This is a genomic window from Nonomuraea sp. NPDC005730 (assembly GCF_040630865.1).
In the GTDB taxonomy this organism is placed as follows: domain Bacteria; phylum Actinomycetota; class Actinomycetes; order Streptosporangiales; family Streptosporangiaceae; genus Nonomuraea.
Window position 1 is genome coordinate 321305 of record NZ_JBEXYK010000004.1, and the last position, 26023, is coordinate 347327.

Here is a 26023-nt window from a genome sequence, read left to right on the forward strand (position 1 = left end):
GCGTGAGTGGAACCGACTGTCTCGACCCGGTGCGCAAGGCGCTCCTCGACGACCTCGACGAGGGCTTCGCCGAGCTGTACGCCGCCCACCGCGGCCTGGTCTTCTCGACCGCGCTGCGGCTGAGCGGGCGCTGGGCCGACGCCGAGGACCTCACCGCCGAGGCGTTCCTGCGGGCGTACCGGGCACTGGCGGGCTACGAGCCCGACCGCGTGGCCGCGCTGCAGCCGCGGGCCTGGCTGATGACGATCCTCATGAACATCTGGCGCAACTGCGCCAGGGCCAAATCCCGCAAACCGCCTCCCGACCTGCGGGACGAGCCCGTGGACGAGCCCGACCCCGCCCAGGACGTCGAGGAGGCGGCGGTCCGCAGGGAGACCGGCGACGAGCTGTCGGACCTGCTCGGCCTGCTGCCCGAGGAACAGCGGGCCGCCGTGGTGCTCCGGCACGTCGTCGACCTGCCGGTCAGCGAGATCGCCACCGTGCTCAGGATTCCGCAGGGCACGGTCAAGTCGCACGTGTCGCGAGGGCTGCGGCGGCTGCGCGAACTGGGAGGTGCCCGATGAACAACGATTCACTCCTGGCCGGGCTGGCCGCGCTGGCCACCGACGCGCCCGCCGGGCTGCTCGACCGGATCGCCGCCCGCTGGGTGAGCGTGCCCGCGCCGATCGGCGAGCTGCGGGTGGCCTTCACCGATCAGGGCGTGGCGTACGTGCACGCCGGTGACGACTTCGCCGCCTCGTTCAGGAAACGCTTCGGCCGGCCGCTGCTGGCCGCCGACCGGCCGCCCGCGGGGCTGGTGCCCGCGCTGCGCACCGGCCGCCTCGGCAAGGTGGCACTGGACCTGCGCGGCGTCAGCGGCTTCCAGCGTGACGTGCTCGACGCGGTCAGGACGATCCCGAGGGGCGAGGTCAGGCCGTACTCGTGGGTGGCCGAGCAGATCGGGCGTCCCCGGGCGGTACGCGCGGTGGGGACGGCGCTCGGCGCCAACCCGGTGCCGCTGCTCGTGCCGTGCCACCGGGTCGTCAGGTCCGACGGCGTGACCGGCGACTACGTGTTCGGCCCGGCGGCCAAGGAACGGCTGCTGCTGGCCGAGGGCGTCGACCTGGACCGGGTGCGCGCGCTGGCCGGGGAGCGGGTGTTCTACCTGGCCAGCGACACCACCGGCGTGGTGTGCTTCCCGACCTGCCACAACGCCCGCCGGATCACCCCCGCGCACCGGCACGGCTTCCGCAGCGTCGCCCAGGCCAGAGCGGCCGGCTACCGGCCGTGCCGCACCTGCCGGCCCGCTCAGGCGGGCGGCTTGGTCGGGTAACGCATCAGCAGGGTGGCGCGCACGACGTCGGGGCCGTGCGCGCGGTAGCCGTGGGGGACGTCGGAGAGCCAGGAGATGTGGTCGCCGGCCCCGGCCGTGAGCGGCTCGTGGATCGGGCCGGCGCTGAGTGTGCCGGTGAAGACCGTGACGTGCTCGCTCACCCCCTTGTGGTGGGCGGGCGAGGTCTGGGTGACGCCCGGGGGCACGCGGACGCGGTAGAGCTCGTAGGTGACGCTGTCGTCCTCGAAGACCTCCAGCAGGTCGGCCTCGATGGCGGCGCCGCGCATGGTCTGCGGCTCGGGCGGCGAGTCGAGTATCGCCCCGATGGGCACGCCGAGTTGCGCGGTGATCGCCCAGAGCGTCTCCAGCGTGGGGTTGCGGGTGCCGGTCTCGACGCCGGACAGCGTGGCCTTCCCGATGCCCGCCCGCTTGGCGAGCTCGGACAGCGAGACCCCGCGCGCCTGGCGCAGCCGTCGCAGCCGGTCACCGACGACGGCGGGGTCCTGGTCGAACGCGGGCAGCGGCTCCATATCGCCATCGTGCCGCAAGGCTCGTCCGGTGTGACCGCCTCCTGTGGGCCGAATCGTCGTTTCCCGCATTTGTCACTGCTCAGGAGTGGCCTGGAAACACGCTGGCCACAGGGTGTCCACGGGTTGCGGCTGCGGCGTAAGGGACAGACCGCTACGATTCAGCAGATGTCCGGATCGACAGGTGTGATGGCGCCGCCCCGACCTGGGCCTACGCCGGCTCAGCGGATGCCGTCGCCGTATTCGCTGCCCCTGCACGCGCTGCGCCTCGCGGGGAAATGCGCGCTGCCCCTGATCCTCTGGTACGCGGCGGGCCAGGTCGTGCGCTTCGCCCTGCTGTACGCCGCCACCGAGCTCGCCTACGGCGACCTGCGCCAGCTCCGGCTGGTGGGCACGGTCACCTTCCTGACCGTGATCGTCCTCGCGGTGATGACGGTCACCACGGGCATGCTCTACACCCTGCGCGGCGCGCTGTGGGAGATGCGCGCGCGAAGGGAGGAGGGCGTCGAGGACGAGCGCTTCTTCCGGGTGCTGGACCGCGTGGCCCCCGCCTTCGCGGTGCTCTACCTGTCATGGGGCTGGCACGTGGAGGACGCCCGAGCCCTCCAGCGGATGGACCTGAACCACCACTTCTACGACATGACGTCGGCGGCCTGGTTCGGCGAGGAGACCCAGGTCGGCAAGGGCCTCACCGACCTCGACTGGCGGGTCTCGCTGGGCGCGATGGTCGTGCTGTTCGGCCTGAAGTGGCTGTTCGCCAAGCTCGTGGAGCAGGGCAAGGGCAAGCTGTACGGCTTCGGCGCCGCCTTCTCCGAGTTCGCCTTCGTCTTCTACGGCCTGAACGCCACCGTCGCCATCGCCGGGCTGCGCTCGGACTGGGTGCAGCACCGCAGTGTGGTCGCCGGCGGCGAGGACCTGCTGGAGCAGGCGGAGAAGAGCGTGCCGCTGTGGAAGACGGTCACGACCGCGGTGGGCGACTTCTGGCCGTACTTCATCGGCGGCGTCGCCGTCCCGCTGGCCTGGCTGACCGTGGCGATGCTGGTCTTCGGCGCCTACTCCGACGAGACCCGCAGCCTGGTCAAGGGCACCCGGTTCGAACGGGGCGTGGACCGGCTGGAGGACAGCCACGACCTCACCAAGAGGTCGTTCGACCAGCTCACCGGTGGCTTCCGGGACCGCTGGCTGCCGCTGGCCAACTCCCTGCGGATGATCGCCAAGGGCGGCGCGCCGCTGTTCGGCATGATGTGCCTGAGCTACGTCGCCCTCACCGTGGGCGCCGAGTACGCCGAGCGTGCCGTGGTGACGCTCGTCGGCTCGCAGGCCGAGTGGGCTTGGGCGTACAAGCAGGGGCCCGTGACGTTCGTGCGCGGGCTGGTCGTGACCGTGCTCACCATGGCGCTGCTGGCGGCCACGTACGACCTGGCCGCCACGCGGGCCCGGCTCAAGGGCGAGCCGCTCAGCGACGTATGAACCGCAGCACGTCCGCCTCCGGCTTGCCGGCCTTCTCCCGTTTGAAGAAGTCCGCCGTCGGGGTGTCGGAGCGGTAGTCGCTGACTCTGAAGGAGAGCTCGACCTCGTTCGCGACCGGCGCCGGCACGATGGCCATGCCCTCGAACGTGTACTCCTTGCCCAGCTCCAGCCGGTCCGTCGGGCGGTCGCCCGGCGTGAACTCCACCGTCCAGGTCCGGCCGGCGCGGTCCGCCAGCTTGACCTTGTCCGGCGGCGCGGTCATGGTGGCGCTGGACTCGTCGAGGAGCTTCTGGGTGATGTCCACCTTCAGCCAGGTGACCTCGGGGCCGTGCTTGCTGCCCTGGGGCGCCTGGACGGGCTTCAGGGCGGCCTTCCACTCGATCTCGTGGACCTTCCCCGACTGGCCGGGGGCGACGGCGATCTCCTTGATCTTGATGCCGTCGGTGATGGTCGTGTCGTAGAAGCGGTAGCCGTCGTAGGTGTTGAGGCCCATGGCGACGACGGACGCCACGGCGGCGCCCACGGCGACCAGGACCAGCCGGCGGCGCCTGGGCGGCGGGGCGTCCTGCGGGGCCGCCGGCGGCTGCTCCGCGGGCGGTACGGCGGCTGCCGCGACCGGGGGCCGCTGCGGGGACGGCATGGTCATGCCGGGCCGGATGGCGGGCAACGGCTGGGTGCTGCCTCCTGAGGACTCCCGCGGGGCGGGCGGCCACACCTGCTGGTCCGGATGCACGAACCGGCCCCGTCCGGGCCCACCGGGCATCCCAGGGCCGCCGGGCATGCCAGGGCCGGGCTGCTGCGCGCCGCCACGGCCGGGAGGCGCCCCGGCCGGGCCGGTCGGGGGAGTCGCGTGGCCTGAGGGCGCGGGGCCGGAGGGAGCGGGACCGTAGCCGGGCGGCGGCGTGGGACGGGTCGGCGGCGGCGTGGCGCGGTCGCGCGGGGAGCCCGTACGGCGGCGCCGGGGCCTGCCGGGCAGCGGCGACGGCGACGGCGGCACCGGCCCGGCCCCGGGCGGTGGCGTCTGCGGCGACGGCGGCATCGGCCCCGGCGGGGTCGCGGGGGCCGCGGGCGGCGCGGGCGGCGGGGGCGGCGGGAAGGCCGAGGGGGCCGGGGCAGGGTCCTCGGGGTGGTGGTCGTTCCTGGGGGCGAACCAGTCGCGCTCGTTCGTGCTCACGGTGCGATCACTTCTTGACGGTGGAGTAGACGGCCTGCGGCGAGGTAGCGAGCTTGCGCGCGGCCTCCTCGTCGAGCCCGAGGTCGATCTCGACCTCCGGCTGGAACGGCTCCACCAGCATCTCGGCCGGCAGCCCGAAGACCACCCGCGCCCCCGGCAACGCCGATGGAGGAACCTCGAAGAAGAACCGCCCGCTGACCCAGATGTCGGGCTGCACCCACGTGTTGGCCAGCGTCAGAGTGCTCGCCACGCGGTCGGTGGCCGCGAACTTCTTGCCGTCCGCGGTCAGCAGCTGCGGCTGCCCCAGGTGGTACGGCTTGAGGCTCGACCTGGCCGAGGCGTTGACCACCAGGAACAGGTTGTCGGTCGTGATGGTCCGGTCGCTGTTCTGGATCGTTCTGGTGGCCAGGTACGAGTCGAGCCGGGCGGTGAACCGCCGGGCGTCCACGTCCTCGCCCTTGGCGCCCGTGTAGGTCACCCTGGCGCCCGCATCGTTGGCGGACAGGTGGAACGTCTGCAGCCCGACGGCGGCGGCCGCCAGCAGCAGCCCGGCGCAGGCGTTGAGCAGTTTGGAGCCGCCGCCAGACCCGCGTCCGGCGCGGCGGCCGGGCCCGTCGGGACGCCCGGGGACGGCGGAGGAACGCGGCTGGGTGGCGGTCATGCCCCCTCACCCGCCTTGACCGGCAGCGTCACGCGGGCCTTCACCTCGGGGTAGAACTTGTCCTCCTTCTCCTCGGCGACCATCTGCCAGCGCAGCCGCTCGTCCTCGAAGCCGGGGGCGTACTCGAAGGTGGCCACGTCGAGCGTGATCTTGTCCGGTGGCCGTTCGGTCGCGCCGAGCCGGTACCGGACGAGGACCTGGCTGGTCACGCCGGGGTGGAGCTGCCGGGTCTCGTCGCCCTTGTTCAGGGCGTAGACGAAGGGCCCCGACTCCTTGGGGAACTTGGGGCTGATGGAGACGAGGGAGTCGGCGAAGGACATGCCGAGCCACGCCTTGTCCGGCTTGGCGGGGTCGGGGGGCACGCCGACGCTGGAGGTCTCGTCCCCCTTGTTGGTGACCTCGAAGACCAGCTCCACGAACCGCTTGTCCTCGTCGAACTGCGTCTTGGCCCGCTCGACCTTGACCCGCGACTCCACGAAGCGCGTGGAGTAGCGGCCCTGGTCGAGCGTCGCACCCTGGCCGAGCAGGTCCGGGCCCTTGTCGGGGGCCTCGTTCAGCCCGCCCAGCAAGGCCGTGATGCCGATGGCCGTGACCGCCACGAGAGCCACGATGGGCACCGCCACCGGGCGTGTCGGCCTCGTGTCGCCGCCGGAGGGTTCGGTCATGGGTATGGATGGTAATAGGTCACGGTTGCCCCATCTGCCGCAATGCTCCCTTCTGGCGGGTGGAATTGCCGCGAACCCTGCCGCTACGGGGGTGGAAGCTCATACGCTGTCACGGAGCGGAAAAGGGCTGGCCCCTGCAACTAACGACATATCGCGGCCGGAGGGTCACGTGGCGGACGTGCATCCCGAGCATGCCCAGCTCCAGGCGGACCGCATCTACCTGGGGTGGCAGTACATCCTGCTGCATCCCGACCCGGGGCCGCCGCCCAAGCGTCCCTCGCCCGTCCAGGAGCCGGCGCCGGACGCGGAGTCGACCGGCCGGGCGGCGGCCGAGGCGCTGCGCCGCGAGCGGCTCCAGGAGGACATGCTCAACCGGCCCGTACGCGTCATCCGGGCCATCAGCCTGACCATGTCCGCGCTGATCCTCGTGGCCGCGTTCAGCGGCTACCTGGGGTGGTCGTTCGCGCTCCTCGGGCTGGTCGCGGCCGGCGGCGTGGCGGGCATCTGCACCTACGCCCTGCTCCAGGGCGACCGGGCGGTCCGCTACCGAGTGCTCGAACAGCAGGCCAGGGACGACCGGCAACGCCAGGAACGTGACAAAGAGCTGTTCCGCGCCCAGGAGGAGCACGCCCGGCGCTACCGCGACTGGCAGGAGTCGAAGGAGCGCCACGAACGCCAGCTCACCTGGTACGCCGTCGCCGTCCCCGACGAGATCGACCGCATCGACGTGGCCGGCGGCACGCTGCCCGGCTGGTCCGCGCTGATCACGCTGCTCGGCGCCACCCGGCTCTACAGCGGCGGCCACCTGACCGTGCTCGACCTGTCGGAGGGCGCGATCGCCAAAGACCTGATCGAGCTGGCCCGCAAGGGCGGCGACGACCCGCTGGTCTGGGTGCTGCCGGTCGACCTGCCGAAGCTCGACCTCGGGGCCACGCTCAAGCCGGAGGCGTTCGCCGACGTGCTGGCCCACGTGGTGAGCGTGAGCGAGGAGCACCGCACCACCCGCGACCTCAGCTTCGACAACGCCATCCTGGAACGGGTGCTCGAAGTGCTCGGCGAGAACGCCACCATCAGCCAGGTCACCGCCGCCCTGCGGGCCCTGGCGCAGGTCGGTGACCCGCGGGACGACCTGCGCTTCGGCCTGATCACCGCGACCCAGCTCGAACGCATCGGCACGCTGTTCGGCCGCGGCGTGAGCGACCGGGTGGTGATCGAGCGCGCCTGGGCCCTCGAGTCGCAGCTGCGCAAGCTGGAGACGCTCGGCACCCAGGCGGTGCGGCTGCCGCCCGCCCGGCTGCGCGTGGTGAGCATGGACCGGCAGGCCGGCGTGTTCGGCAACCGGGTGCTCGGCACGTACGTGGCCACCGCGCTCACCCACATCCTGCGCCAGTCGCCCGCCTCCGACCGGCCCTGGTACCACACGATCATCGTGGCGGGCGCCGACAAGCTCCGCGGCGACGTGCTCGACCGGCTCATGGACGCGTGCGAGACCTCCCGTACCGGGCTGGTGCTGACGTACCGGAGCCTGACCCCCACCGTGAAGGAGCGCCTGGGGCGCGGCCACGCGGCCGTGGCGTTCATGCGCCTCGGCAACGCCGAGGACGCCCGGGTCGCCAGCGAGCACGTCGGCACCGAGCACCGGCTGGAGCTGGCCCAGCTCACCGAGACGATCAGCGACGCCCTGCCGGGCCTGGACGGCGGCTACACCTCCACCATCTCCCAGGTGGACGACGCCCGGCACGACCGCGGCGACGACGGCCGCGCCGACCTGGCCGAGGACATCACCGAGTCCACCGAGTGGGGCAGGACCGCCGACAAGATCTCCGAGACCGAGCGCGTGCTCCACCGCTCGCGCGAGTTCCTGGTCGAGCCGCACCAGCTCCAGCAGCTCCCCACGACTTCCGTGATCGTCACCGACGCGACCGCCGAGGGCAGGCGGGTGCGGCTGGCCGACGCCAACCCGGCCATCCTCACCTTCCCCAAGACCACGCTGGGCGACCTGGAGGAGGTGCGCGAGGCCGTGCTGGCCCTGGAGGCGAAGGACGAGGGCGAGGAGCCGCCACCCAACCTCGGGCCACCACCGCCACGCCTTGACTGGCGCAAGGGCAGGCAATGACCTGGTCAAGGGCGTGGTGAGGAGCTGACGATCGGCGGGATTTTACTGAGAACCGACTGTGGGGGAATTGAAGATGCAGCCGAGTGTCTCGCTGAGCGGGCCCTGGTATCGGATCCAGTCGATCGCCGCACCCTCGCGAAGCTCGTCGGCGGAATGGGATTTCGTCACCGTGCTGCCCGCCGTGTTGTCGGCGGCGCAGCGTGACCGGCCGTTCGTCATCGGGTGGCTGTCGCGGGGTTCCGGCGCGCCGCTCGAACTGATCACCAATGCCGGCCCGCTCTCGCCGCCGCGCCAGCCGCGCAGGGCGACCGACGTGCCCGGCCTGCCGACCGGGCCCCAGCCGCTGCTGTTCCCGGGCGGCGCGCGGGGGATCGAGCTGAACGAGGAGTACCTGGCCGACCTGGCCGACCTGGTCTGGACGCCGTGCCCCGGCCGCCAGGCGCCGCCGCTGGGCGGACGGGGGCGCGAGTTCGCCGGGTCCGACCCCGACGAGCTGAAGCGGCCCACGTTGTTCGAGTCGACGCTGGTCACGCTCATGTCGCGGCCGTTCGCCTGGCTGGTCGTGGCCGAGCCGACCGACCTGCTCGACGCCGAGGTGGCGCACCTGCGCACCCAGCTCAACGTCCTGCGGCAGTACGGCGACGCCTCCGAGCGTTCCCGGTTCGACGCCGAGCGGGCCGAGCGCCGCATGCAGGAGCTCGACGCCTTCCGCGAGGCCGGCCTGTGGAACGTGCGCGTGCTGGCCGGCGGGGCCACCGCCGAGGAGCTGCGGCAGATCGCGCCCGTGCTCGTCGGGTCGGTCGAGATGAGCCACCACCCGTACCGGCTGCGCAGCGCGCACGGCGCGGTCTACGCGCTGTCGGAGGCCCTGGCCATCACCATGCAGGACCCGGCCGACGGCGCCGCCGCGCCCTTCGCGGCCACCGCCGGGGCGCTGGCCGCGCTGGCCGGGCTGCCCAGGCGCGAGGTGCCCGGCGTACGGGTGCTCGACTCCGGCTTCTTCGACGTGACGTCCGAGGCCGACGGCGGCGAGCTGGAGCTGGGCGAGATCCTCGACGGCCAGGACAGAGGCGTGGGCAGCTTCCGGGTGCCCCTCGCCACGCTCAACAGGCACGCGTTCGTCACCGGCGCGACCGGCTCGGGCAAGTCCCAGACCGTCCGGCACCTGCTGGAGCAGCTCAGCGAGGCGCGCATCCCCTGGCTGGCCATCGAGCCGGCCAAGTCCGAGTACGCGGCCATGGCCGGCCGCATCGCCGACCCGGTGACGGTGATCAACCCGTCGGCCCCCGAGGGCGTGCCGCTCAGCGTCAACCCGCTCGAACCCGAGCCCGGCTACCCCGTCCAGGCGCACATCGACATGATCAGGGCGCTGTTCATGGCCGCCTTCGACGCCGAGGAGCCGTTCCCGCAGATCATGTCGCTGTCCCTGCAACGCGTCTACGAGGCCACCGGCTGGGACGTCGTGACCGGCGGCGCCGTGCCCGGCTCGAACGTCCCGCCCAGCGTGCCGACGCTCGAACAGCTCCAGCAGCACGCCATGGACGTCATCAAGGAGATCGGCTACGGCCGCGAGGTCCAGGCCGACGTCGAGGGCTTCATCTCGCTCAGGCTGCGGTCGTTGCGGGTCGGCTCGGCCGGGCGTTTCTTCGAGGGCGGCCACCCGGCCGACATCGGCGGCCTGCTGGAGCGCAACGTCGTCCTCGCCATCGAGGACGTCGCCAACGACGAGGACAAGGCGTTCCTCATGGGCACGCTGATCATCCGGATCGTCGAGCACCTGCGCATGCGGGCCAGGAAGGAGAAGTCGGCCGGTCTGCGGCACGTCATCGTGATCGAGGAGGCCCACCGGCTGCTGCGCGACCGCGGCCACGGCCGGGCCTCCACGCACGCCGTGGAGCTGCTGGCCGGCCTGCTCGCCGAGATCCGGGCGTACGGCGAGGGCATCGTGGTGGCCGAGCAGATCCCGACCAAGCTCGTCTCCGACGTCGTGAAGAACACCGCGCTGAAGGTCGTCCACCGGCTGCCCGCCGAGGACGACAGGAAGCTCGTCGGCGCGGCCATGAACCTCAGCGACGAGCAGTCCAGGCACGTCGTCTCGCTCCAGCCGGGCTCGGCCGCCGTCTTCGCCGACGGCATGGACCGGCCGCTGCGGGTGCGCGTCCCGCTGGGCGAGTCGCGGGAGAAGCCGCTGCCGGGCCCCCAGCCGCCCATCCGCGGGCGCAGGTCGGCCGCGTGCGGGGCGCAGTGCCGTACCGGCCAGGCGTGCACCCTGGTGGAGCTCAGAGAGGCCGACGTGCTCGCCGACGGGCCCGACTGGGCGTGGCTGCGCATCTGGTGCGACACGGTCGTGCTCGCCTTCGTCAGCAACCGGCCGCTGCCCGGCGTGCCGCGCACCCTGTCGGCCGCCTGGGGCGAGCTGCCCGCCCGCCGCCGTGAGTGCCTGCTCGCCACGCTGGTCGAACGCGCCGTCCAGCGGCGGGCCTGGTCGTTGCGGAGCTGGTTCGACCCGGCGCTGCTCACCGAGAAGGCCGCCGAGGTCGCCGCGCGGCTGCTGTCGGGGGCCGAACCGGGCGGCGACCGTCCGGGCGCGTCGTGGGTGATCCCGCAGGTGCGCTGGCTGCACGAGGTCGACCGGCTCTTCCCGTACGGCCAGGCCGCCCCCAACCTGCGCAGCCCGGCCCCGCCCATGGAGTACGCCCTGTTCCGCCAGTCCAACGGCAACGGCGCGGCCGACCTGGTGCACGCCGAGCTGCTCGGCCACCGCGCCAAGGCCCTGCGCCACCACCCGCTGTCCATGGAGGTGGACCACAACCGCGCCCTGGCCTGGCGGGTCATCCTGGGCGACGACGAGAACGAGAGCATGCAGCGCGACATCACGAACGTGGCGATCGGCATCGAGGCGTCGGCCAGGATCAGGCACGTCGGCCAGACGATGGGCGCGGGCTGGCTGGAGGGGGTGTTGTCGTGGCCGCAGCGGTTCGTCCTGCCGTTCGACCACGGGGGCGCCCCGGAGATCGCCTTCGTCGACGCCCCCTCGGCCTGACGCCCGCTCGGGGGCGGGTCAGCGGTCGCGGCGGCGTTCGAGGCGTTTGCGGCGGGCCACCTCGCGCTTGTGCTCGGCCAGCTCGCGCCGCCGTTCCCGCCGCCCCTGCGCAGCCTCCCGCTTACGGCTCTCCAGCTCCAGCCGCATCGCCTCCTGCGCGGCCGTGCTCCGTACGGGCACCTGGGCGGCGGCCCGCGCCGCCAGCTTGGCCGCCCGCTTGGGGTTGACCCGCCGCGCGCGCTCCCCGCCGGCCACGGCGGGCGCGGCATGGGCCTGCTCCAGCAGCGAAACGCCATGGCGCATCAGGAACGCGTGCAGCTCGGGATCGGTGGGCTCGGACCCGAGGGTGAACCGGGTCGCCCGCAGCCGCCCGCCCTCGGCGACCTCCAGCACCCCGACCCAGAACGGGCCGTCCAAATAGACCGACAACGTGACCATCTTCTCCGCCCTTCACCAGACATGCCGGGAAAGCGACCTGGACAGGCCGCCTCCGGCACACCGGACATCCCTGGAAGGGCGGATACGTGATGCTTCGCCCGGGCTACCAACCGGGCCGCGTTTTCGTGTGCAACTCCAGAGTAGGACTCAACGGCGACTAGGATCCATGTGCATGACCCAGCTTCCTCTGCGGGCTCAGCTCGCCAGCGCCCTGGGACGCAGCGCCGCCACGCTCTCGCGGATGACCGGGCGCGGTGACGGCTCGGTGATCGGCGGCAGGGTCGGCCTGCTGCTTGAGCCCGACCTCCTGCGCAAGCTGGCCCGCGACCGCAAGCTGGCCCTGGTCAGCGCCACCAACGGCAAGACCACCACGACCAGGTTGATCACCTCCGCGCTGCTCGACATGGGCGAGGTCGCCACCAACGCGTTCGGCGCCAACATGCCGGCCGGGCACGTCTCGGCGCTCTCCCAGCACAAGGGCGCCCCCTACGGCGTGCTGGAGGTGGACGAGAAGTACCTGCCGGAGGTGCTCGACACCACCGGTGCCGGCGTCGTCTGCCTGATGAACCTCAGCCGCGACCAGATGGACCGCGCGGCCGAGATCTGGCTGCTCGCGCAGAAGTGGCGCAGGGCGCTGTCGGGCAGGCCCACCCACGTCATCGCCAACTGCGACGACCCCCTCGTCACCTGGGGGGCCTCCACGGCCGCCAAGGTCACCTGGGTCGCCGGCGGCCAGCGCTGGAAGGAGGACTCCTGGTGCTGCCCCGAGTGCGGCGGCCCCCTCGACCGCAAAGACGCCGACTGGTCCTGCCGTGAGTGCACCTTCCACCGTCCAGAGCCGCAGTGGGTGCTCGACGACGACGTCGCCATCGACCCGCGCGGGCAGCGCTGGCTGCTCGACATCCAGCTCCCCGGCCTGGCCAACCGCTCCAACGCGGTGATGGCGCTGGCCGTGGCCGAGGCGTTCGGGATGCCGGTCGACCGGGCGCTGCCCCGGCTGCGCGAGGTCACCTCGGTGGCCGGCCGCTACACCACGGTCGAGCGCGAGGGCCGCCACGCGCGGCTGCTGCTGAGCAAGAACCCGGCGGGCTGGCTGGAGGCCTTCGACGTCGCCGACCCGCAACTGCCGATCATCCTCTCGGTCAACGCGCAGGGCCCCGACGGCCGCGACACCTCGTGGTTGTGGGACGTCGACTACCGCATCCTGCGCGGCCGTCCGGTCTTCGTCACCGGTGAGCGGCGGCTCGACCTGGCGCTCCGGCTCGACGTGGCCGACGTGCCGTTCACGTTGTGCAGCTCGTTCTCCGAGGCGCTGGCCATGCAGCCGCCCGGCCGGGTCGACGTGATCGCCAACTACACCGCCTTCCAGCAGATCCGATCGGAGTTCGGACGTGCCGTCTGACAGCGCCCTCAGCATCGTCTGGATCTACCCCGACCTGCTGAGCACCTACGGCGACCAGGGCAACGTGCTCGTCCTGGAGCAGCGTGCGCAGCGCCGGGGCATCGAGGTCGAGACCGTCTACGTCCGCTCGGCCGACCCCGTGCCGGAGACCGGCGACATCTACCTGATCGGCGGCGGCGAAGACCGTCCGCAGATCCTGGCCGCCCAGCGCCTGCGCCGCGACGGCGGGCTCCAGCGGGCCATCGCCCGGGGCGCGGCGATGCTGGCCGTGTGCGCCGGCTACCAGATCATGGGCAGCACGTTCGGCGGCGAGGAGGGCCAGCCGGTCGACGGCATCGGCCTGCTCGACATCGCCAGCTCGCGCGGCCCCGCCCGGGCCGTGGGCGAGCTGGTCGCCGAGGTCGACGCCGCGCTCAACCTGCCCACGCTGACCGGCTTCGAGAACCACATGGGCGTCACGCACCTCGGCCCGGGCGTCCGGCCGCTGTCCAAGACGGTCGCCGGGGTGGGCAACGGCGACGGCTTCGAGGGCTGCTACGCGGGCCACGTGGTGGGCACGTACCTGCACGGCCCGGCCCTCGCGCGCAACCCGGCCCTGGCCGACCTGCTGCTGTCGTGGCGCGTGGGCGAGCTGACGCCCCTCGACGACTCCCGCTACGAGGCCCTGCGCCAGGAGCGGCTGAGCACCGTCCTGTCCGGCTGACGGCCTAGTAGACCAGAGCCTGGGCGCCTTCGCTGACCGCCTCCTCCACGAAGGCGGGCGCGCCGGCGATGCGCACGCCCTCGATCACGTCGTCGACCGTGATGTCGCGGCGGGCGGCGCACTGCGTGCACAGGGTCACCCGGCCGGCCGCCAGGACGGCTTCGAGCAGGTCCGCCAGCGGCGCCGCGTGGGGCAGGGAGAACTCCTTGGCCCGCCCCGGCAGGGCGAACCAGGACGACTCGCCGGTCAGCCAGAGGGAGACCGGCACACCGCTCGCGAGCGCGGCCGCCGCCACCGTGAAAGCCTGGTTGCACCGCTCAGGGGCGTCCGCCCCCGCGGTCACCTTGATCACCAATGATCGTGCCATGGCGTCACCCTAACCCTCACCGACGCGGGCCCACACGTACGGATCGGCCTGAGCGCTGCCGAACGGCGACCAGGCCAGGCGCGTCTGCCCGGTCCTGTCGTCGGTGTCGGAGTCGTAGACGAGCACGTTCGCCCTCAGCGCGGTGGGCGGGGCGGGCAGCAGCGCGAACGGGATGCGCACCTCGACGCCGTACCCGCCGTCGCGGGACGCGGACGCCACGCCCACCCGCGGGGCGGGGCCCTGGCGGGCGTCGGCGTCGCGGGCCGCGCACGGGCCGCCCTTGGCGGTGTAGGGCAGGACGCCCAGCTTGAAGGTGGTCGAGGTGTCGTCGGAGTCGCCGCGCGGGTCGAGGGCGATCTCGACCGCGTCGGTGCGCCAGTGGCGCTCGCACTCGTCGAGGGCGGCGCCGCGCGCCTCGTCGGTGACCTCGACCTGGACGTAGAGGTCGGCGCCGTGGCGGGTCAGCCGGGCGGTCGCGGCGCAGTCGGCCGCCGGGCAACGCTCGCCCTCCCAGTGGGCGAGGGGCAGGGCGGGGCCCGCGTACTCGCCGGGGGAGGCGCGGCCGTCGAGCACGGGGGCGCGCCCGGCGACCGGGAGCGTGGTGGCGGGCGGCTCGGGATAGTCGGGCTGCGCCCGGTTGGCCAGCCAGGGCAGGCCGGTCGCGCGCGCCCAGTCGCGGAACTCGGCGTACAGAGGGCGCAGGCCCGCCTGCTCGACGACGGGGGCGGGCACCGGCCGCCCGCCGTCGAAGACGACCGAGAACCAGTCGCACCCGAACGGCCCGGCCACCTTCGCCGGCCGCGCGGCGAACCCCTGCGTGCGGTACGCGCGCTCGGCGTCGCGCTCCCGCTGGGCCCACGTGGCGCGGTGGCGCGGCGACCAGGCGCCCGCCCAGACACCGAGCTGCGGCAGCCCGGTGGCCGGGTCGCGCAGGCCGGCCGTCGCGCAGCCGGGGCCCACGGGGCCGCGCAGCCCCCAGTTCTGGGTCAGCAGCCGGGTGGCCCGCCAGGGCGCGCCCGTCCCGGGGAACGCGGCGGGGTCGGCGGCCAGCCGGAACGCCTCGACGGCCAGCCGGGCGGCGAGCTGGTGCCCGCCGTGCTGGTTGAAGGGCCGCGGGTCCATCGTCACCACGGTCGAGGGCCTGGTGGCCCTGATCGTCTCGACCAGCCGCCCGAGGGTGCCCGGCCCCCACGCGCGGGCGGTCAGGGGCGCCGACAGCGTGTACCAGAAGTCCGGTCTGTCCAGGTAGAAGACGTCGCGGATGCCCGCGTGCGCGACCGCCGCGCGCTCCTCGGCCTCCCTGATCCGGCCGAGCGCCGCGCCCTTCTCCGGCCCGGCGGCGTTGCCGCCGCCCTCGCCGCGGGTGACCGTCACGATCCCGGTGGTCAGCCCCCGGCGCTCGCGCCACTGCCCGAACGTGGACAACGACTGGTACTCGTCGTCCGGATGGGCGCCCACGAACAGCACGTCGACGTGCGGCGGCACGGCCCAGGCATCCAGCATCGCGGCTCCCCCCGGCGAAACCTCTCCCCGATCCAGAAGGTTAGCGACCGGGACTAGGCTTGGTGAGCATGGAAGAACCTGAGGTGCACCCCGCTCTGGAGCAGATCGCGTTCCTGCTCGGCCGCTGGGAGGGTGCCGGCGTGGGCGGATATCCGACGATCGAGAGCTTCAACTTCGGCCAGGAGATCGAGTTCGGCCACAACGGCAAGCCGTTCCTGACCTACGTCAGCCGCACCTGGCTGCTCGACAACGACGGCAACCGGGTCAGGCCGCTGGCCACCGAGTCCGGCTACTGGCGTCCGCAGCCCGACCGGCAGATCGAGGTGGTGCTCGCGCACCCGACCGGCATCGTCGAGATCTACATCGGCGAGGTCGTCTTCCACAAGATCGAGCTGCGCACCGACGTCGTGGCCCGCACCTCCACGGCCAAGGAGTACACCGCCGGCCACCGCCTCTACGGCCTGGTCAACGGCAACCTGATGTGGGCCTACGAGATGGCCGCCGTGGGCCACCCGCTCACCGACCACATGTCGGCCGAGCTGAAGAAGGTGTCCTGAGCATGACCTCGCCCTTCACCCCCGACGCCGTCGAGGCGATCAAGCGCCACATGAACGACGACCACACCGGCGACGCCCTGGTCATCGTGCGCGGGCTCGGCGGCCGGCCGCAGGCCACCTCGGCGGTGACCAGCGACGTCGACGCCGAGGCCATGGAGTTCACGGTCGACGGCGGCGAGCGGGTGCGCGTGGCGTGGGGCGAGACGCTGACCGAGCGCGTCCAGGTGCGCAAGGCGGTCGTGCGCCTCTACCGGGCGGCCTGCGCCGAGCTGGGCATCGAACCCCACGGCGAACACTGAACCGGGAACACTGAGCCGGGAACGCTGAGCCGGGAACGCTGAACGGGAAAACAAAGAAGGGCCCCGGGCAACACTCCGCCTGCCGAGCAGACGGGCCGGATGGACCAATGGACGGGATGCGTCATCCCGCCCTCCGGCTGCCAGGGGCCCCGGTGGTTGCCTCGAATTCGCTTGCGACACGAGACAACAGTCCGCAGCGCTAGCGGACAACCACCTCGCTAGCCCGACTATGACTATCCATTATTCGGACCACCTCCTTTCCGCGTACTCACGAAGCTATGCGGTCGCGAGCGCCGGGGGCAAGTAATTATCAGACGGCCGCGAACAGGCGATCGTGCGCTTTACACTCGGGGGCATGACCGAGACGCAGTGGCACGAGGAACTCCGCGCCAAGGGCTACCGGGTCACCCCGCAGCGGCAGCTCGTGCTCGAAGCGGTCAAGGATCTGGAGCACGCGACGCCCGAGGAGATCTGCACCAAGGTGCGCGAGACCGCGCGCGGGGTCAACATCTCCACCGTCTACCGCACCCTCGAACTGCTCGAAGAGCTCGGCATGGTCACCCACACCCACCTCGGTCACGGCGCGCCGACCTACCACCTGGCGGCCGAGGCCGACCACGTCCACCTGGTGTGCCGGGGCTGCGACGAGGTCTTCGAGGTGCGTCCCGAGCTGGCCGAGGGGCTGGTGAAGGGGCTCGACGAGGAGCTGGGGTTCGCCGCCGACGTCCATCACCTCACGGTGTTCGGCCGCTGCCGCAACTGCCGCTGACCCACGGCACCGGCGTCGGGCGCCGTCGCGCGGGCGGATAGCCTTGGGTGCATGCGTAGCCCTCTGCTCGATCTCCCCGGCGCCGTCGCGGCCGACGGGCCGGACGCCGACGTAGCCGCGCACTATGGCGACCTGTTCGCCGAGCAGCGCGCGCTGGCCAAGGGTGAGGCGGTCGTCGACCGCAGCAACCGCGAGGTGGTCCGCATCTCCGGCGCCGACCGGCTGAAATGGCTCAACGACCTGACCTCGCAGAAGCTCGACACGCTGACGCCCGGCCAGTGGACCCAGACGCTCGACCTCGACCTCCAGGGCCGCGTCCTGCACCACCTCACGCTGGTCGACGACGGCGAGAGCGTGCTGGCGCACGTCGAGCCCGGCACGGCGCAGAGCCTGATCGACTACCTCGACCGCATGCGGTTCATGCTGCGCGTGGAGGTGTCGCGGGCCGACGACCTGGCGGTGCTCTCCACGGCCACCGAAGACTTCCTGGTGCCGCGGGCGGAGCTGGCCGGCCATCTGGGCCGGCCCCTGGCGGGGTTGTGGGCGTACGAGGCGCTGCGCATCGAGGCCCACCGGCCGCGGCTCGGCTTCGAGACCGATCACAAGACCATCCCCCACGAGGTGGGCTGGGTCGGCTCGGCGGTCCACCTGAGCAAGGGCTGCTACCGCGGCCAGGAGACGGTCGCCCGCGTCCACAACCTGGGCCACCCGCCGCGCCGCCTGGTGTTCCTGCACCTCGACGGCAGCGTCGACACCCTGCCCGCGCACGGCGACCCGGTGATCTTCGAGAGCCAGGAGATCGGCGTGGTCGGCTCGGCCGCCCGGCACCACGAGCTGGGCCCGATCGCGCTGGCCGTGGTCAAGCGCACGGTCCCGGTCGACGCGCCGCTGCTGGCCGGTGGCGTGGCCGCCGCCCAGGAGGTCGTCGTGCCGCCGGACGCCGGTCGCAACGTCACCATCGACCCCTCGCTGCGCCGCCGGATCCGCTGACCCCGCTAGGCGTCGATGTCGAGGACGAGCGTGATCGGCCCGTCGTTGACCAGCGAGACCTTCATGTCGGCGCCGAAGCGGCCGGTCTCCACATGGGCGCCGAGCGCCCTCAGCTCCTCGACCACGGCCTCCACCAGCGGCTCGGCGACCGGCCCAGGGGCCGCGGCCTGCCAGGTGGGGCGCCGGCCCTTGCGCGCGTCGCCGTAGAGGGTGAACTGGCTGATCACCAGGAGCGGGGCCGAGACGTCGGAGCAGGACTTCTCGCCGTGCAGCACGCGCAGGCCCCACAGCTTGGCGGCGAGCCTGGCGGCCTCGGCGCGGGTGTCGGTGTGCGTCACGCCGACCAGGACGAGCAGCCCCGGCTCGTCGACCGCGCCGACCGTCTGCCCCTCGACCTCGACGGAGGCCGAGCTCACTCGTTGTACGACTGCTCGCATGGCATCCCATTCTGGCGCAGAAAGAACTGTTCGTAGACTCGTGCCGAAAGGGGGCGCGTAATGTCGCTTGTTGTCGAGGTTGTCCGGTCGGGGTTCGTGGAGTCCACCCATCAGGCCCGCATGCTGACCGTGGACGCGCAGGGTGTCCCGGTGGAGACGCGGGGAGCGGTGCACGTGCCGGCCTCGCCGCGATCGTCGATGAAGCCGCTGCAGGCGCTCGGCATGATGCGCAACGGCCTCCAGCTGGAGGGTGAGCTGCTGGCCCTGGCCTGCGCCTCGCACTCCGGTGAGGCGTTCCACGTGGACGGCGTACGGAATATCCTGGCCGGAGCGGGCCTGGACGAGTCCGCCCTGCTGTGTCCGGAGGACCACCCGTTCGAGCGCACCTCGACCGAGTTCGGCCGGGTCTACATGAACTGCTCCGGCAAGCACGCCGCCATGCTGGCCACCTGCGTGCTCAACGACTGGCCGCTCACGACGTACCTGGAGCCCGCGCACCCGCTCCAGCGCGCGATCCGCGCGACGGTCGAGGACCTGACCGGCGAGCGGGTGGCCGCCTCCGGCGTGGACGGCTGCGGCGCGCCGCTGTTCTTCGTCTCGATGCTCGGGGTGACCAAGGCGTTCAGGGCGTTCCCGCTGGCCGCGGAGGGCTCGTTCGAGCGGCGCATCTTCGACGCCATGCGCACCCACCCCGAGTGGACCTCCGGAACCGACCGGCCCGAGGCCAAGCTCATGCGGGCGATCCCCGGGCTGATGCTGAAGGCGGGCGCGGAGGCGTTCGACGCGTTCGCCTTCGAGGACGGCCGGGCCGGCACGATCAAGATCGAGGACGGCTCCTCACGGGCCCGCGTGCCCGTCACCGTGGCGGCCCTGCGCTCGCTCGGCCTGGACGCGCCCGAGCTGGCCGAGCTGGCCAGGCCGGCGCTGCTGGGCGGCGGCCGGCCGGTCGGCGAGCTGCGGATCCGCTAGAGGGTGCGGAACTGGCGGCTGGCGGAGATGGCCCCCGAGGTCGTCGTGGTGAACGTGCGCATCGATCCGGCGAACTTGGACAGGTCCCACTCCGCCGGCCCGTGGTACCAGTAGAGGTTGTCGGCCTGGTGGCCGTTGCCGGTCACCGAGGCCACCACCCGCGACCAGTGCTCGACCCCGTCGAAGATCACCGCGTACGGCAGGTAGCGCGAGAACAGCTCCACCCGGTGCTGCTCGGGCACCTCGCCGAGGTCGCCGGAGAACAGGTACTCGCGGAAGCCCATGGTGTGCGCGAGTGCGGCCGAGCCCTTGGCGGTCTTGGCCGGCATGTACTGGCCGCCGACGGCCAGCGCGCCGCCCGCGATGACCAGGGCCAGCCCCAGCAGCCCGTAGGTGGTGAACCAGGCCAGCCCGACCGTGGCCAGCAGGCCGAGGCCGATCAGCACGACGCCGATCGTCGTCCACCGGGTGCGCTCGGTGTCGGGACGGCGGGCGAACCAGCCCTGCGCGACCACGTCGGTGTAGAGCGCGTCGCGCACCTTGCCCAGATGGCTGGCGAACGAGCCGGACAGTTGTGACAGCAGCACCGCGTCGCGGCCGTCGAAGACCGCGTCGTAGAGGGCGCGCTCGTACTGCAGCAGCGAGTTGACCGGCGCGTTCTGCAGCCTGACCAACAGCCAGTCGGGGGCGTCGTAGGTCTGGCGGGGCTGCTCGTCGATCCGCAGGTAGCCACGGACGGCCAGGTCGACGATGGTGGCGGTCACGTCGATCACGTCGGCCTGCTCGTCCACCAGCGTGCCGATCTGGCCCGGACGCACGCCGTCCGGCGGGGTGAAGTGCCCGTTCTGGATGGGATCGACGCTGCCCTTCTCGTGGCCCGCGACCCGGGCGTCCCGGCCGCGCGTCCAGTAGAGCAGGCCGACGCCGCCGAGCAGCAGCACGAGCAGGCCGGCCAGCGCGCCCCCGGTGACCAGGTCGAGGGTGAACGCCGAGGCCAGCGAGAAGCGCCGCTCCAGGATGGGCGCCCCGGAGCTGGAACCCTTGGGGTAGCCGACGACCACCGTCAGGGCCTGGCCCGCCGCGAGGTTGTCCTGCTCGAAGTCGGCCCGGGTGGCGGTGTGATCCATCGAGGCCGAGGTGCAGCCGATCGCCGAGGTCAGGTCGCCGGCGAAGCACGACAGGTTCTGCACCTGGCCGGGCCCGCTGACCTGGACGGTCGCCTTGGTCACGGGGACGCTCCAGCCGCTGACGGCGAACCAGCGCAGCTCCTCGACCCCGCCGGAGGTGGTCACCGCGCCCTTGACGTCGTACTCGACGGTCTGGCCGGTCACGGTCAGGACGTCGCCGTCGAGCTTGCCACCCTTCACGTTGGTGACCCCGTAGACGCGGTCGTTGTCGTCGTCGTAGCGGGTCTTGGTGAGCAGGGTGCGCTTGAGGCCGCCGGACGCCCCGGTGATCTTCTCGACCACGTGGAGGGTGCCGTCCTTGCCGAGCGTCATCGTCACCTGGTCCGTGATCCCGGCCTCCGCCAGGGCGGGGGTGGCCAGCAACGTCAGAGCAGTGGCTCCCAGGGCGGCCAGTGTGAGTCTGAAACCCGTCATGGCGGGACATCGTAGCGGTTGCGGGTGTCAATCCAGGGTGATGCCGTCGGCCGCCCGGCGTACGCTCTCGGGCGAGGCGGCCATGCCCGGGTTCTCCAGGGCCAGAGCCTGGTTCAGGGCGACGTAGGGCCGCATGCGCCGCTCGTACCGGTCGAACGCCCCCTCGGGGAGCCGGCCCAGCTCCTCGGCCAGCACGTACGCCCCCACCAGGGCCAGGCTGGTGCCCTGCCCCGACAGCGGCGAGGGGCAGTGGGCGGCGTCGCCGATCAGCGCGACCCGGCCCTGCGACCAGCGGTCCATCTCGACCTGGGCCATGGCGTCGAAGTAGAAGTCGCCGGCCCGCCACATGGCCTCCAGCAGCTTGGGCGCCTCCCAGCGCAGCCCGGAGCAGTGCTCCTGGACCAGGCGCTTCTGCTGCTCGACGTCGCGGTGGTCGTAGTCGATCGGGCCCGCGGCGAAGCCCATGTTCACCTTCATCACCGCCGGCTCGCGGTCGCTGAACAGGCCGAACCCGGCCTCTCCCGCCCGGTGCCAGAGCTGCCAGTGGTCCAGGCCGAGGAAGTTGTCGGCGGTGTAGATGGAGACGTACATGCCGAGGTGCCGCAGGAAGCGCTCCTCCGGGCCGAAAACGAGCCTCCTGACGTTGGAGTGCAGGCCGTCGGCGCCGATCACGTAGTCGTAGCGTTCGCGCGCGCCGCTGTCGAAGGTCACGTCGACGCCGTCGCCGTCCTGGGTGAGGGTGGCGATGGAGTCGCCGTAGCGGCAGGGGGCGTCGGTGACGGCGCCGACGATCGCGGTGAGGTCGTCGCGGGCGATCTCGACGTCCGGGCTGTCGAGCCGGCCGCCGCTGATCGTCTCCTCGGTGCTGCGCATGATCTCGTTGCCGTCGCCGTCGACCATGGACATGCCGCGCATGGTCGTCCGCGCGGCCCTGACCTGCTCCAGGATGCCCATACGATCGGCCACGACCAGCGCGGCGCCGCGGAGGTCGACGGCCTGACCGCCCTGGCGCGGGCGCGGCGCGCGCTCGACGAGCGTGACCTCGAAACCACGCCGCCGCAGCCAGTGAGCCAGGACGGGACCACCGACGCTCGCTCCCGAGACCAGAACCTTCACGATGTGCTCCTTGCTGTTGACGTTGTACGCGGAACTGAATGTACGTCGTACATACAGCAGCTCACAAGGGTTCGCTGATACAATCTGTACTAGTACAGAGAAAGGGTTGTGATGACCGCTCCGCCCTACGCGCGCATCGTCGAGGACATCAGGCGGCGCATCGCCGACGGCCGGCTCCGCCCCGGCGACCGGGTGCCCTCCACCAGACAGCTCGCCCGCGACTGGGAGGTCGCGCTCGCCACGGCCGCCAAGGCGCTCACGGTGCTGGCTCAGGAGGGCGTGGTGGTCGCCGAGCCGCGCGTCGGCACGGTCGTGGCCGAGACGCGCGGCGGCAGGGCGCGGCGGGCCCCCGTCCCGTCCGGCGACGACCTGACCCGCGACCGCATCGTGGCCGCGGCCGTTGACATCGCCGACGCCGACGGGCTCGCCGAGCTGACCATGCGCGGCGTCGCGGGCCGGCTCGGCGTCGCCACCATGTCCCTCTACCGGCACGTCGGCGGCAAGGACGACCTGGTCATGCTCATGATCGACCACGTGATCAGGGAGTTCCCGCTGCCCGGCCCGCCGCCCGACGGATGGCGGGCCAGGCTGGAGACCGCCGCGCGGGTGCAGTGGGCGGGCTACCGCACCCACCCGTGGATGGCCAGGGTCACGTCACTGACCAGGCCGTTGCCCTCGGCCAGCCTGATCGCCCACACCGAGTGGGTCATGCGCACGCTGGAGGGCTCGCCTCTCGATCCCGTCAGCAAGATGCACGTGCACACCCTGCTGTTCAGCTTCGTCCAGGGCCTGGCCGCCAACATCGAGATGGAGCAGCAGGCCCAGGCCGCGACCGGGCTGACCGCCGACGAGTGGATGACCAGCCGGGAGGGGGAGCTCCAGGCGCTGGCGGAGTCGGGGCGGCTGACCGCCTTCACCGGCGTCATCGAGGAGCTGGGCGGCGAGTTCGACCTCGACCTCGACCGGCTCTTCGCCTTCGGCCTCGACGCGCTGCTCGACGGGCTCGCCGGGCTGGTCGAGGGGCGCTAGTCGGAGATCGCGATGCGCAGCCGGCGGAAGCCGCGGCCCTTGCTCTCGATCTTGGCCACCTTGATGCGGCCGATCTGCTTGGTCGAGGCCACGTGGGTGCCGCCGTCGGCCTGCGTGTCGAGGCCCACGATGTCGACGATGCGCACGTCCTGGACGGCCTCGGGCACCAGGTTGCTCGCCGTGCGGATGATGTCGGGGATCTCGAACGCCTCCCGCCGCGGCAACACGCGCACGTCGATGCGGCGGTCGGCGACGATCTCGGCGTTGCACGCGTCCTCGACGGCCTCCTTGAAGCCGGGGGGCACCTCGGGCAGGTCGAAGTCCATGCGCGCGCTCAGCTCGTCCATGTTGCCGCCGGTGACCAGGCAGCCGTAGTCCCTGAACACCACGCCGCACAACACGTGGAGCCCCGAGTGCGTACGCATGAGCGCCGAACGCCGGGCGTCGGCCACGGCCGCCGCCACCACCGTGCCGGCGGGCGGGATCGGGTCGCCCTCGGCGGGGATCAGGTAGAGATCGTCGCCTTTGCGCACCCCGACGATGCGGGTCTCCACGCCCTGCCAGATCAGAACTCCGTGATCGGCAGGCTGGCCGCCCCCGCCTGGATAGAATGCCGACCTGCTCAGCACGATCCCCTCAGGCGCCGCGTCCAGCACGACGGCTTCGAAGTCGCGCAGGCTCTGGTCGGACAGTTCGAGCCGCTGTGTGCGTCCGTGGAGGTCGGCGGTCATATCGGCAGCCTAGTGCCCCGGGGTGATTATGCGTGGCCTGATGCTTCGAGGAAGAATCGCCCCGGTCGTCGCAATAATGGGGATTTTTGCTGGGATTTCCGCATGTACTAGTGCGGTGGCCCGGACGCCGCCGCAGCGGGCGCCTCAGGCCGTCCCGCCGGCCCGTCCGGCGGTTCCCGTGATGATGTTCGTGGGCGACAGCTTCACGGTCGGATCCGGCCCGGTGCCGCCCTGGCGGACCTACGCCTCGGAGTCGGCGCGGCTGCTCGGCTGGCAGCCGGTGATCGCCGGCGCCGGTGGCACCGGCTACCTCAACGAGGGCAAGGTGGGCCGCACGTTCCGGCGGTCGTTCGAGGAGGAGCTGGCCTGGCGGCCGGCCCCCGACGTGCTGGTCATCTCCGGCGGCCACAACGACCAGCGCTGGAGCACCGGGCAGGTGCGCGAGGCCGCCGCGGCCCTGCTCGCCGAGGTGCGCCGCCGCTGGCCGGTCACCAAGGTCGTGATGGTCGGCCCGATCTGGCTGGAGGACACACCGGCCAAGGCCTATCGGGTACGCGACGCCCTGGCGGAGGTGGCGGACGCCGCGGGCGTGCCGTTCCTCGACCCGATGCGCCGGAAATGGGTGACCGGCAGGCCGTCGGAGACGGTGCTGCCCGACGGCGTGCATCCCACGTTCGCCGGGCACGAGCGCATCGCCGCGTGGCTGGCGGCGCAGCTGGCCTGAGCCGGCCGGTCCGGCCTACCAGGGGCCGTAGGGGCCGCTGTTGCCGCGGCCCATGCCCTTGACGGCGGGCTTGACGTCGACGATGTAGATCGTGGCGGCGATGACGGCCAGGATGGAGAACAGGCCGAGCCCGTTGAGGCCGATGAAGCGGAAGCCGCCGATCAGCATGAAGTCGTTGAAGTAGCCCAGCGCGCCGCCGCCGGACAGCAGGGTCGCCAGCGCGAGGATGAGCACCCAGATCTTCTTCTGCAGCTTGCCCGCCGAGACGAACGCGTTGGTCGGCACGCGCGCCGCGTGCACCAGCGCGTAGATCGACATGCCGAAGATGACGGCGGCGAGCACCAGGAAAAGGAAGTTGAAAACGCCGTTGATCATATTCATGTTGCTGGCTCCACCCAACGCCGCGATGAAATCGGCCCCAGCCTAATAGGCGTCCCCGGCGAGCGGGCACCGGAAGAGAAACGGGCCCGCCTCCGGGGAGGCGGGCCCGCTCGCTCACTCAGGCCTTGGCCCGAGGGGTACGAGTGGTCTTCTTGACGGGCTCGGCGACGGGCGGCTCGGCGGCCTCCGACACCTCCTCCAGCTCAAGGGCGGCCTCGCCGGTCGTCTTGCTGACGACCTTGCGGCCACGGGTGGCGAAGTCCTCGTAGACCTCGGTGGCCTTGTTGCTCAGCTGGTCGGCGTACTCGCGGGCCTTGTCCGGGAACTCGCGGACGAAGCCCTCGGCCTTGTCGGCGTACGCGCGGGTCTTCTCCGGCAGGTCCTTGGCCAGCTCCGAGCGGCGGGACTGGAGCTGACGCAGCTGCTCGGGCAGCTCGCGCAGCTTCTCGACGGCGAAGTCGCCGGCGCCGGCGAAGGCGTAGAAGGGCTTGGAGTCGGTGAGCTTCTTGACCTCGGTGGCAAGCGTCATGGGTTAACCTTCCTTGGTTTCCTGGGTGACGGTCCCGTTGCCGGGGGAGGCCGCGTAGGGCTCAAGCGCGGCGAGATACTCCTCGGGCAGCGGTGGCTCGTCGTCCGCGGTGGAGTCGTGCTGAGGGCGGGCGTTCTGGGAGGTCTGCTCGCCCTCGGTGCGGTTCTCCTTGCGGAACGATTCGTAGATGTCGATCAGCACCTGGCGCTGCCGCTCGGTGAGCAGCGTGTCGGCGTTGACCGCGGTGATCACGTCGCTCGGCGGCTCCCGGTCCTCGATGAGGCCGGCCTGCACGTAGAGCGCCTGCGAGGAGATGCGCAGACCCTTGGCGATCTGGTTGAGAATCTCCGCGCTCGGCTTGCGCAGCCCGCGCTCGATCTGGCTCAGGTAGGGGTTGGAGACCCCTGCCGCCTGCGCGAGCTGGCGCAGCGAGATCTTCGCCTGCTGCCGTTGCTCGCGGATGTATTCGCCGATCGAGCCGACCTTCGGTAGTGCCATACCCACAGTCTG

28 protein-coding genes are annotated in these 26023 nt (G+C 72.1%); 14 read left to right on the forward strand and 14 right to left on the reverse strand.

Translation table 11 applies throughout. The annotated features are described in order from the left end of the window. The first annotated feature begins 2 nt into the window (after nt 1–2). Together ABZ444_RS09080 and ABZ444_RS09085 are read left to right on the forward strand one after the other, a co-directional pair. The gene (locus ABZ444_RS09080) at nt 3–563 is read left to right on the forward strand and encodes a sigma-70 family RNA polymerase sigma factor (RefSeq protein ID WP_357994477.1); all 561 of its coding nucleotides are present in this window, start codon (nt 3–5) and stop codon (nt 561–563) included. Further along, nucleotides 560–1312 (forward strand): methylated-DNA--[protein]-cysteine S-methyltransferase, encoded by a 753-nt coding sequence (locus ABZ444_RS09085; protein ID WP_357994478.1) that lies wholly within the window; start codon nt 560–562, stop codon nt 1310–1312. The genes ABZ444_RS09080 and ABZ444_RS09085 overlap by 4 nt, the downstream gene beginning before the upstream one ends. On the opposite strand, the gene ABZ444_RS09090 is transcribed toward ABZ444_RS09085, so the two are convergent. Further along, nucleotides 1288–1842 carry an XRE family transcriptional regulator gene (locus ABZ444_RS09090; RefSeq protein ID WP_357994479.1) on the reverse strand — a complete coding sequence of 185 codons (555 nt, stop codon included), beginning with the start codon at nt 1840–1842 and terminating at the stop codon, nt 1288–1290. The two genes, ABZ444_RS09085 and ABZ444_RS09090, sit on opposite strands and share 25 nt — an antisense overlap. 225 nt (nt 1843–2067) lie before the next feature. Here ABZ444_RS09090 and ABZ444_RS09095 point away from each other — a divergent pair, with 225 nt between their 5' ends. Continuing rightward, a complete protein-coding gene (locus ABZ444_RS09095; RefSeq protein ID WP_357994480.1) occupies nt 2068–3309 on the forward strand; it encodes a hypothetical protein in 1242 nt (413 codons plus the stop codon). Here the strand turns inward: ABZ444_RS09095 and ABZ444_RS09100 are convergent. Genes ABZ444_RS09100 through ABZ444_RS09110 form a run of 3 tightly spaced genes read right to left on the reverse strand, consistent with a single transcriptional unit; the run spans nt 3296 to nt 5809 of the window. Next, the gene (locus ABZ444_RS09100) at nt 3296–4483 is read right to left on the reverse strand and encodes a hypothetical protein (RefSeq protein WP_357994481.1); all 1188 of its coding nucleotides are present in this window, start codon (nt 4481–4483) and stop codon (nt 3296–3298) included. The genes ABZ444_RS09095 and ABZ444_RS09100 overlap by 14 nt on opposite strands. A gap of 7 nt (nt 4484–4490) precedes the next feature. Next, on the reverse strand, nt 4491–5144 hold the full coding sequence (locus tag ABZ444_RS09105) for a hypothetical protein (RefSeq protein WP_357994482.1): 654 nt from the start codon (nt 5142–5144) through the stop codon (nt 4491–4493). Further along, nucleotides 5141–5809 carry a hypothetical protein gene (locus ABZ444_RS09110; RefSeq protein ID WP_357994483.1) on the reverse strand — a complete coding sequence of 223 codons (669 nt, stop codon included), beginning with the start codon at nt 5807–5809 and terminating at the stop codon, nt 5141–5143. Before ABZ444_RS09110 ends, ABZ444_RS09105 begins: the two co-directional genes overlap by 4 nt. Nucleotides 5810–5978: 169 nt before the next feature. Between ABZ444_RS09110 and ABZ444_RS09115 the strand changes: the two genes are divergently transcribed. Both ABZ444_RS09115 and ABZ444_RS09120 read left to right on the forward strand, forming a co-directional pair. Beyond that, a complete protein-coding gene (locus ABZ444_RS09115) occupies nt 5979–7925 on the forward strand; it encodes a hypothetical protein (protein WP_357994484.1) in 1947 nt (648 codons plus the stop codon). Between the two features lie 73 nt (nt 7926–7998). Beyond that, on the forward strand, nt 7999–10968 hold the full coding sequence (locus ABZ444_RS09120) for an ATP-binding protein (RefSeq protein WP_357994485.1): 2970 nt from the start codon (nt 7999–8001) through the stop codon (nt 10966–10968). Between the two features lie 18 nt (nt 10969–10986). Here ABZ444_RS09120 and ABZ444_RS09125 read toward each other — a convergent pair whose 3' ends face one another. Continuing rightward, nucleotides 10987–11406 (reverse strand): YjdF family protein, encoded by a 420-nt coding sequence (locus tag ABZ444_RS09125; protein ID WP_357994486.1) that lies wholly within the window; start codon nt 11404–11406, stop codon nt 10987–10989. A 172-nt stretch (nt 11407–11578) separates the two neighbouring features. Between ABZ444_RS09125 and ABZ444_RS09130 the strand changes: the two genes are divergently transcribed. Together ABZ444_RS09130 and ABZ444_RS09135 are read left to right on the forward strand one after the other, a co-directional pair. After that, the gene (locus ABZ444_RS09130; protein WP_357994487.1) at nt 11579–12808 is read left to right on the forward strand and encodes a MurT ligase domain-containing protein; all 1230 of its coding nucleotides are present in this window, start codon (nt 11579–11581) and stop codon (nt 12806–12808) included. Next, nucleotides 12798–13511, forward strand: coding sequence for a glutamine amidotransferase (locus ABZ444_RS09135; protein ID WP_352319745.1), 714 nt, complete (start codon nt 12798–12800; stop codon nt 13509–13511). The genes ABZ444_RS09130 and ABZ444_RS09135 overlap by 11 nt, the downstream gene beginning before the upstream one ends. A gap of 4 nt (nt 13512–13515) precedes the next feature. Here the strand turns inward: ABZ444_RS09135 and ABZ444_RS09140 are convergent, their stop codons facing one another. Together ABZ444_RS09140 and ABZ444_RS09145 are read right to left on the reverse strand one after the other, a co-directional pair. Then, nucleotides 13516–13878: a DsrE family protein gene (locus tag ABZ444_RS09140; RefSeq protein ID WP_352319743.1), complete on the reverse strand. Its 363-nt coding sequence runs from the start codon at nt 13876–13878 to the stop codon at nt 13516–13518. Between the two features lie 9 nt (nt 13879–13887). Continuing rightward, on the reverse strand, nt 13888–15381 hold the full coding sequence (locus tag ABZ444_RS09145; RefSeq protein WP_357994488.1) for a sugar-binding protein: 1494 nt from the start codon (nt 15379–15381) through the stop codon (nt 13888–13890). A gap of 68 nt (nt 15382–15449) precedes the next feature. Between ABZ444_RS09145 and ABZ444_RS09150 the strand changes: the two genes are divergently transcribed. The 4 genes from ABZ444_RS09150 (at nt 15450) to ABZ444_RS09165 (ending at nt 17996) form a co-directional block, all read left to right on the forward strand. Beyond that, nucleotides 15450–15938 (forward strand): FABP family protein, encoded by a 489-nt coding sequence (locus ABZ444_RS09150; protein ID WP_352319740.1) that lies wholly within the window; start codon nt 15450–15452, stop codon nt 15936–15938. Nucleotides 15939–15940: 2 nt separating this feature from the next. After that, nucleotides 15941–16237: a DUF2470 domain-containing protein gene (locus ABZ444_RS09155; RefSeq protein WP_357994489.1), complete on the forward strand. Its 297-nt coding sequence runs from the start codon at nt 15941–15943 to the stop codon at nt 16235–16237. A 355-nt stretch (nt 16238–16592) separates the two neighbouring features. Continuing rightward, the gene (locus tag ABZ444_RS09160) at nt 16593–17006 is read left to right on the forward strand and encodes a Fur family transcriptional regulator (RefSeq protein WP_357967168.1); all 414 of its coding nucleotides are present in this window, start codon (nt 16593–16595) and stop codon (nt 17004–17006) included. A 51-nt stretch (nt 17007–17057) separates the two neighbouring features. After that, nucleotides 17058–17996: a folate-binding protein gene (locus ABZ444_RS09165; RefSeq protein WP_357994490.1), complete on the forward strand. Its 939-nt coding sequence runs from the start codon at nt 17058–17060 to the stop codon at nt 17994–17996. Nucleotides 17997–18001: 5 nt separating this feature from the next. Here ABZ444_RS09165 and dtd read toward each other — a convergent pair whose 3' ends face one another. Then, complete coding sequence (dtd, locus tag ABZ444_RS09170; RefSeq protein WP_357994491.1) at nt 18002–18433, reverse strand: D-aminoacyl-tRNA deacylase; 432 nt, start codon at nt 18431–18433, stop codon at nt 18002–18004. A gap of 60 nt (nt 18434–18493) precedes the next feature. Between dtd and ABZ444_RS09175 the strand changes: the two genes are divergently transcribed. Continuing rightward, on the forward strand, nt 18494–19402 hold the full coding sequence (locus ABZ444_RS09175) for an asparaginase (protein WP_357994492.1): 909 nt from the start codon (nt 18494–18496) through the stop codon (nt 19400–19402). Here the strand turns inward: ABZ444_RS09175 and ABZ444_RS09180 are convergent. Together ABZ444_RS09180 and ABZ444_RS09185 are read right to left on the reverse strand one after the other, a co-directional pair. After that, nucleotides 19399–21003 carry a DUF2207 domain-containing protein gene (locus ABZ444_RS09180; RefSeq protein WP_357994493.1) on the reverse strand — a complete coding sequence of 535 codons (1605 nt, stop codon included), beginning with the start codon at nt 21001–21003 and terminating at the stop codon, nt 19399–19401. The genes ABZ444_RS09175 and ABZ444_RS09180 overlap by 4 nt on opposite strands. Before the next feature lie 27 nt (nt 21004–21030). Continuing rightward, a complete protein-coding gene (locus ABZ444_RS09185) occupies nt 21031–22119 on the reverse strand; it encodes an FAD-dependent monooxygenase (RefSeq protein WP_357994494.1) in 1089 nt (362 codons plus the stop codon). Between the two features lie 111 nt (nt 22120–22230). Between ABZ444_RS09185 and ABZ444_RS09190 the strand changes: the two genes are divergently transcribed. Beyond that, complete coding sequence (locus ABZ444_RS09190) at nt 22231–23148, forward strand: GntR family transcriptional regulator (protein ID WP_357994495.1); 918 nt, start codon at nt 22231–22233, stop codon at nt 23146–23148. Here ABZ444_RS09190 and ABZ444_RS09195 read toward each other — a convergent pair. Next, a complete protein-coding gene (locus tag ABZ444_RS09195) occupies nt 23145–23879 on the reverse strand; it encodes an alanyl-tRNA editing protein (RefSeq protein ID WP_357994496.1) in 735 nt (244 codons plus the stop codon). The two genes, ABZ444_RS09190 and ABZ444_RS09195, sit on opposite strands and share 4 nt — an antisense overlap. A 115-nt stretch (nt 23880–23994) precedes the next feature. Between ABZ444_RS09195 and ABZ444_RS09200 the strand changes: the two genes are divergently transcribed. Beyond that, on the forward strand, nt 23995–24603 hold the full coding sequence (locus ABZ444_RS09200; RefSeq protein WP_357967185.1) for an SGNH/GDSL hydrolase family protein: 609 nt from the start codon (nt 23995–23997) through the stop codon (nt 24601–24603). Nucleotides 24604–24618: 15 nt separating this feature from the next. Here the strand turns inward: ABZ444_RS09200 and ABZ444_RS09205 are convergent, their stop codons facing one another. The 3 genes from ABZ444_RS09205 to ABZ444_RS09215 all read right to left on the reverse strand — a co-directional run bounded on the left by ABZ444_RS09205 (nt 24619) and on the right by ABZ444_RS09215 (nt 26011). Further along, nucleotides 24619–24984: a DUF2516 family protein gene (locus ABZ444_RS09205; protein ID WP_357967187.1), complete on the reverse strand. Its 366-nt coding sequence runs from the start codon at nt 24982–24984 to the stop codon at nt 24619–24621. A 118-nt stretch (nt 24985–25102) separates the two neighbouring features. After that, nucleotides 25103–25513, reverse strand: a complete 411-nt coding sequence (locus tag ABZ444_RS09210) for a hypothetical protein (protein WP_357994497.1) — start codon at nt 25511–25513, stop codon at nt 25103–25105. Nucleotides 25514–25516: 3 nt separating this feature from the next. Beyond that, nucleotides 25517–26011 carry a helix-turn-helix transcriptional regulator gene (locus ABZ444_RS09215; RefSeq protein ID WP_352355473.1) on the reverse strand — a complete coding sequence of 165 codons (495 nt, stop codon included), beginning with the start codon at nt 26009–26011 and terminating at the stop codon, nt 25517–25519. Nucleotides 26012–26023: the final 12 nt, after the last annotated feature.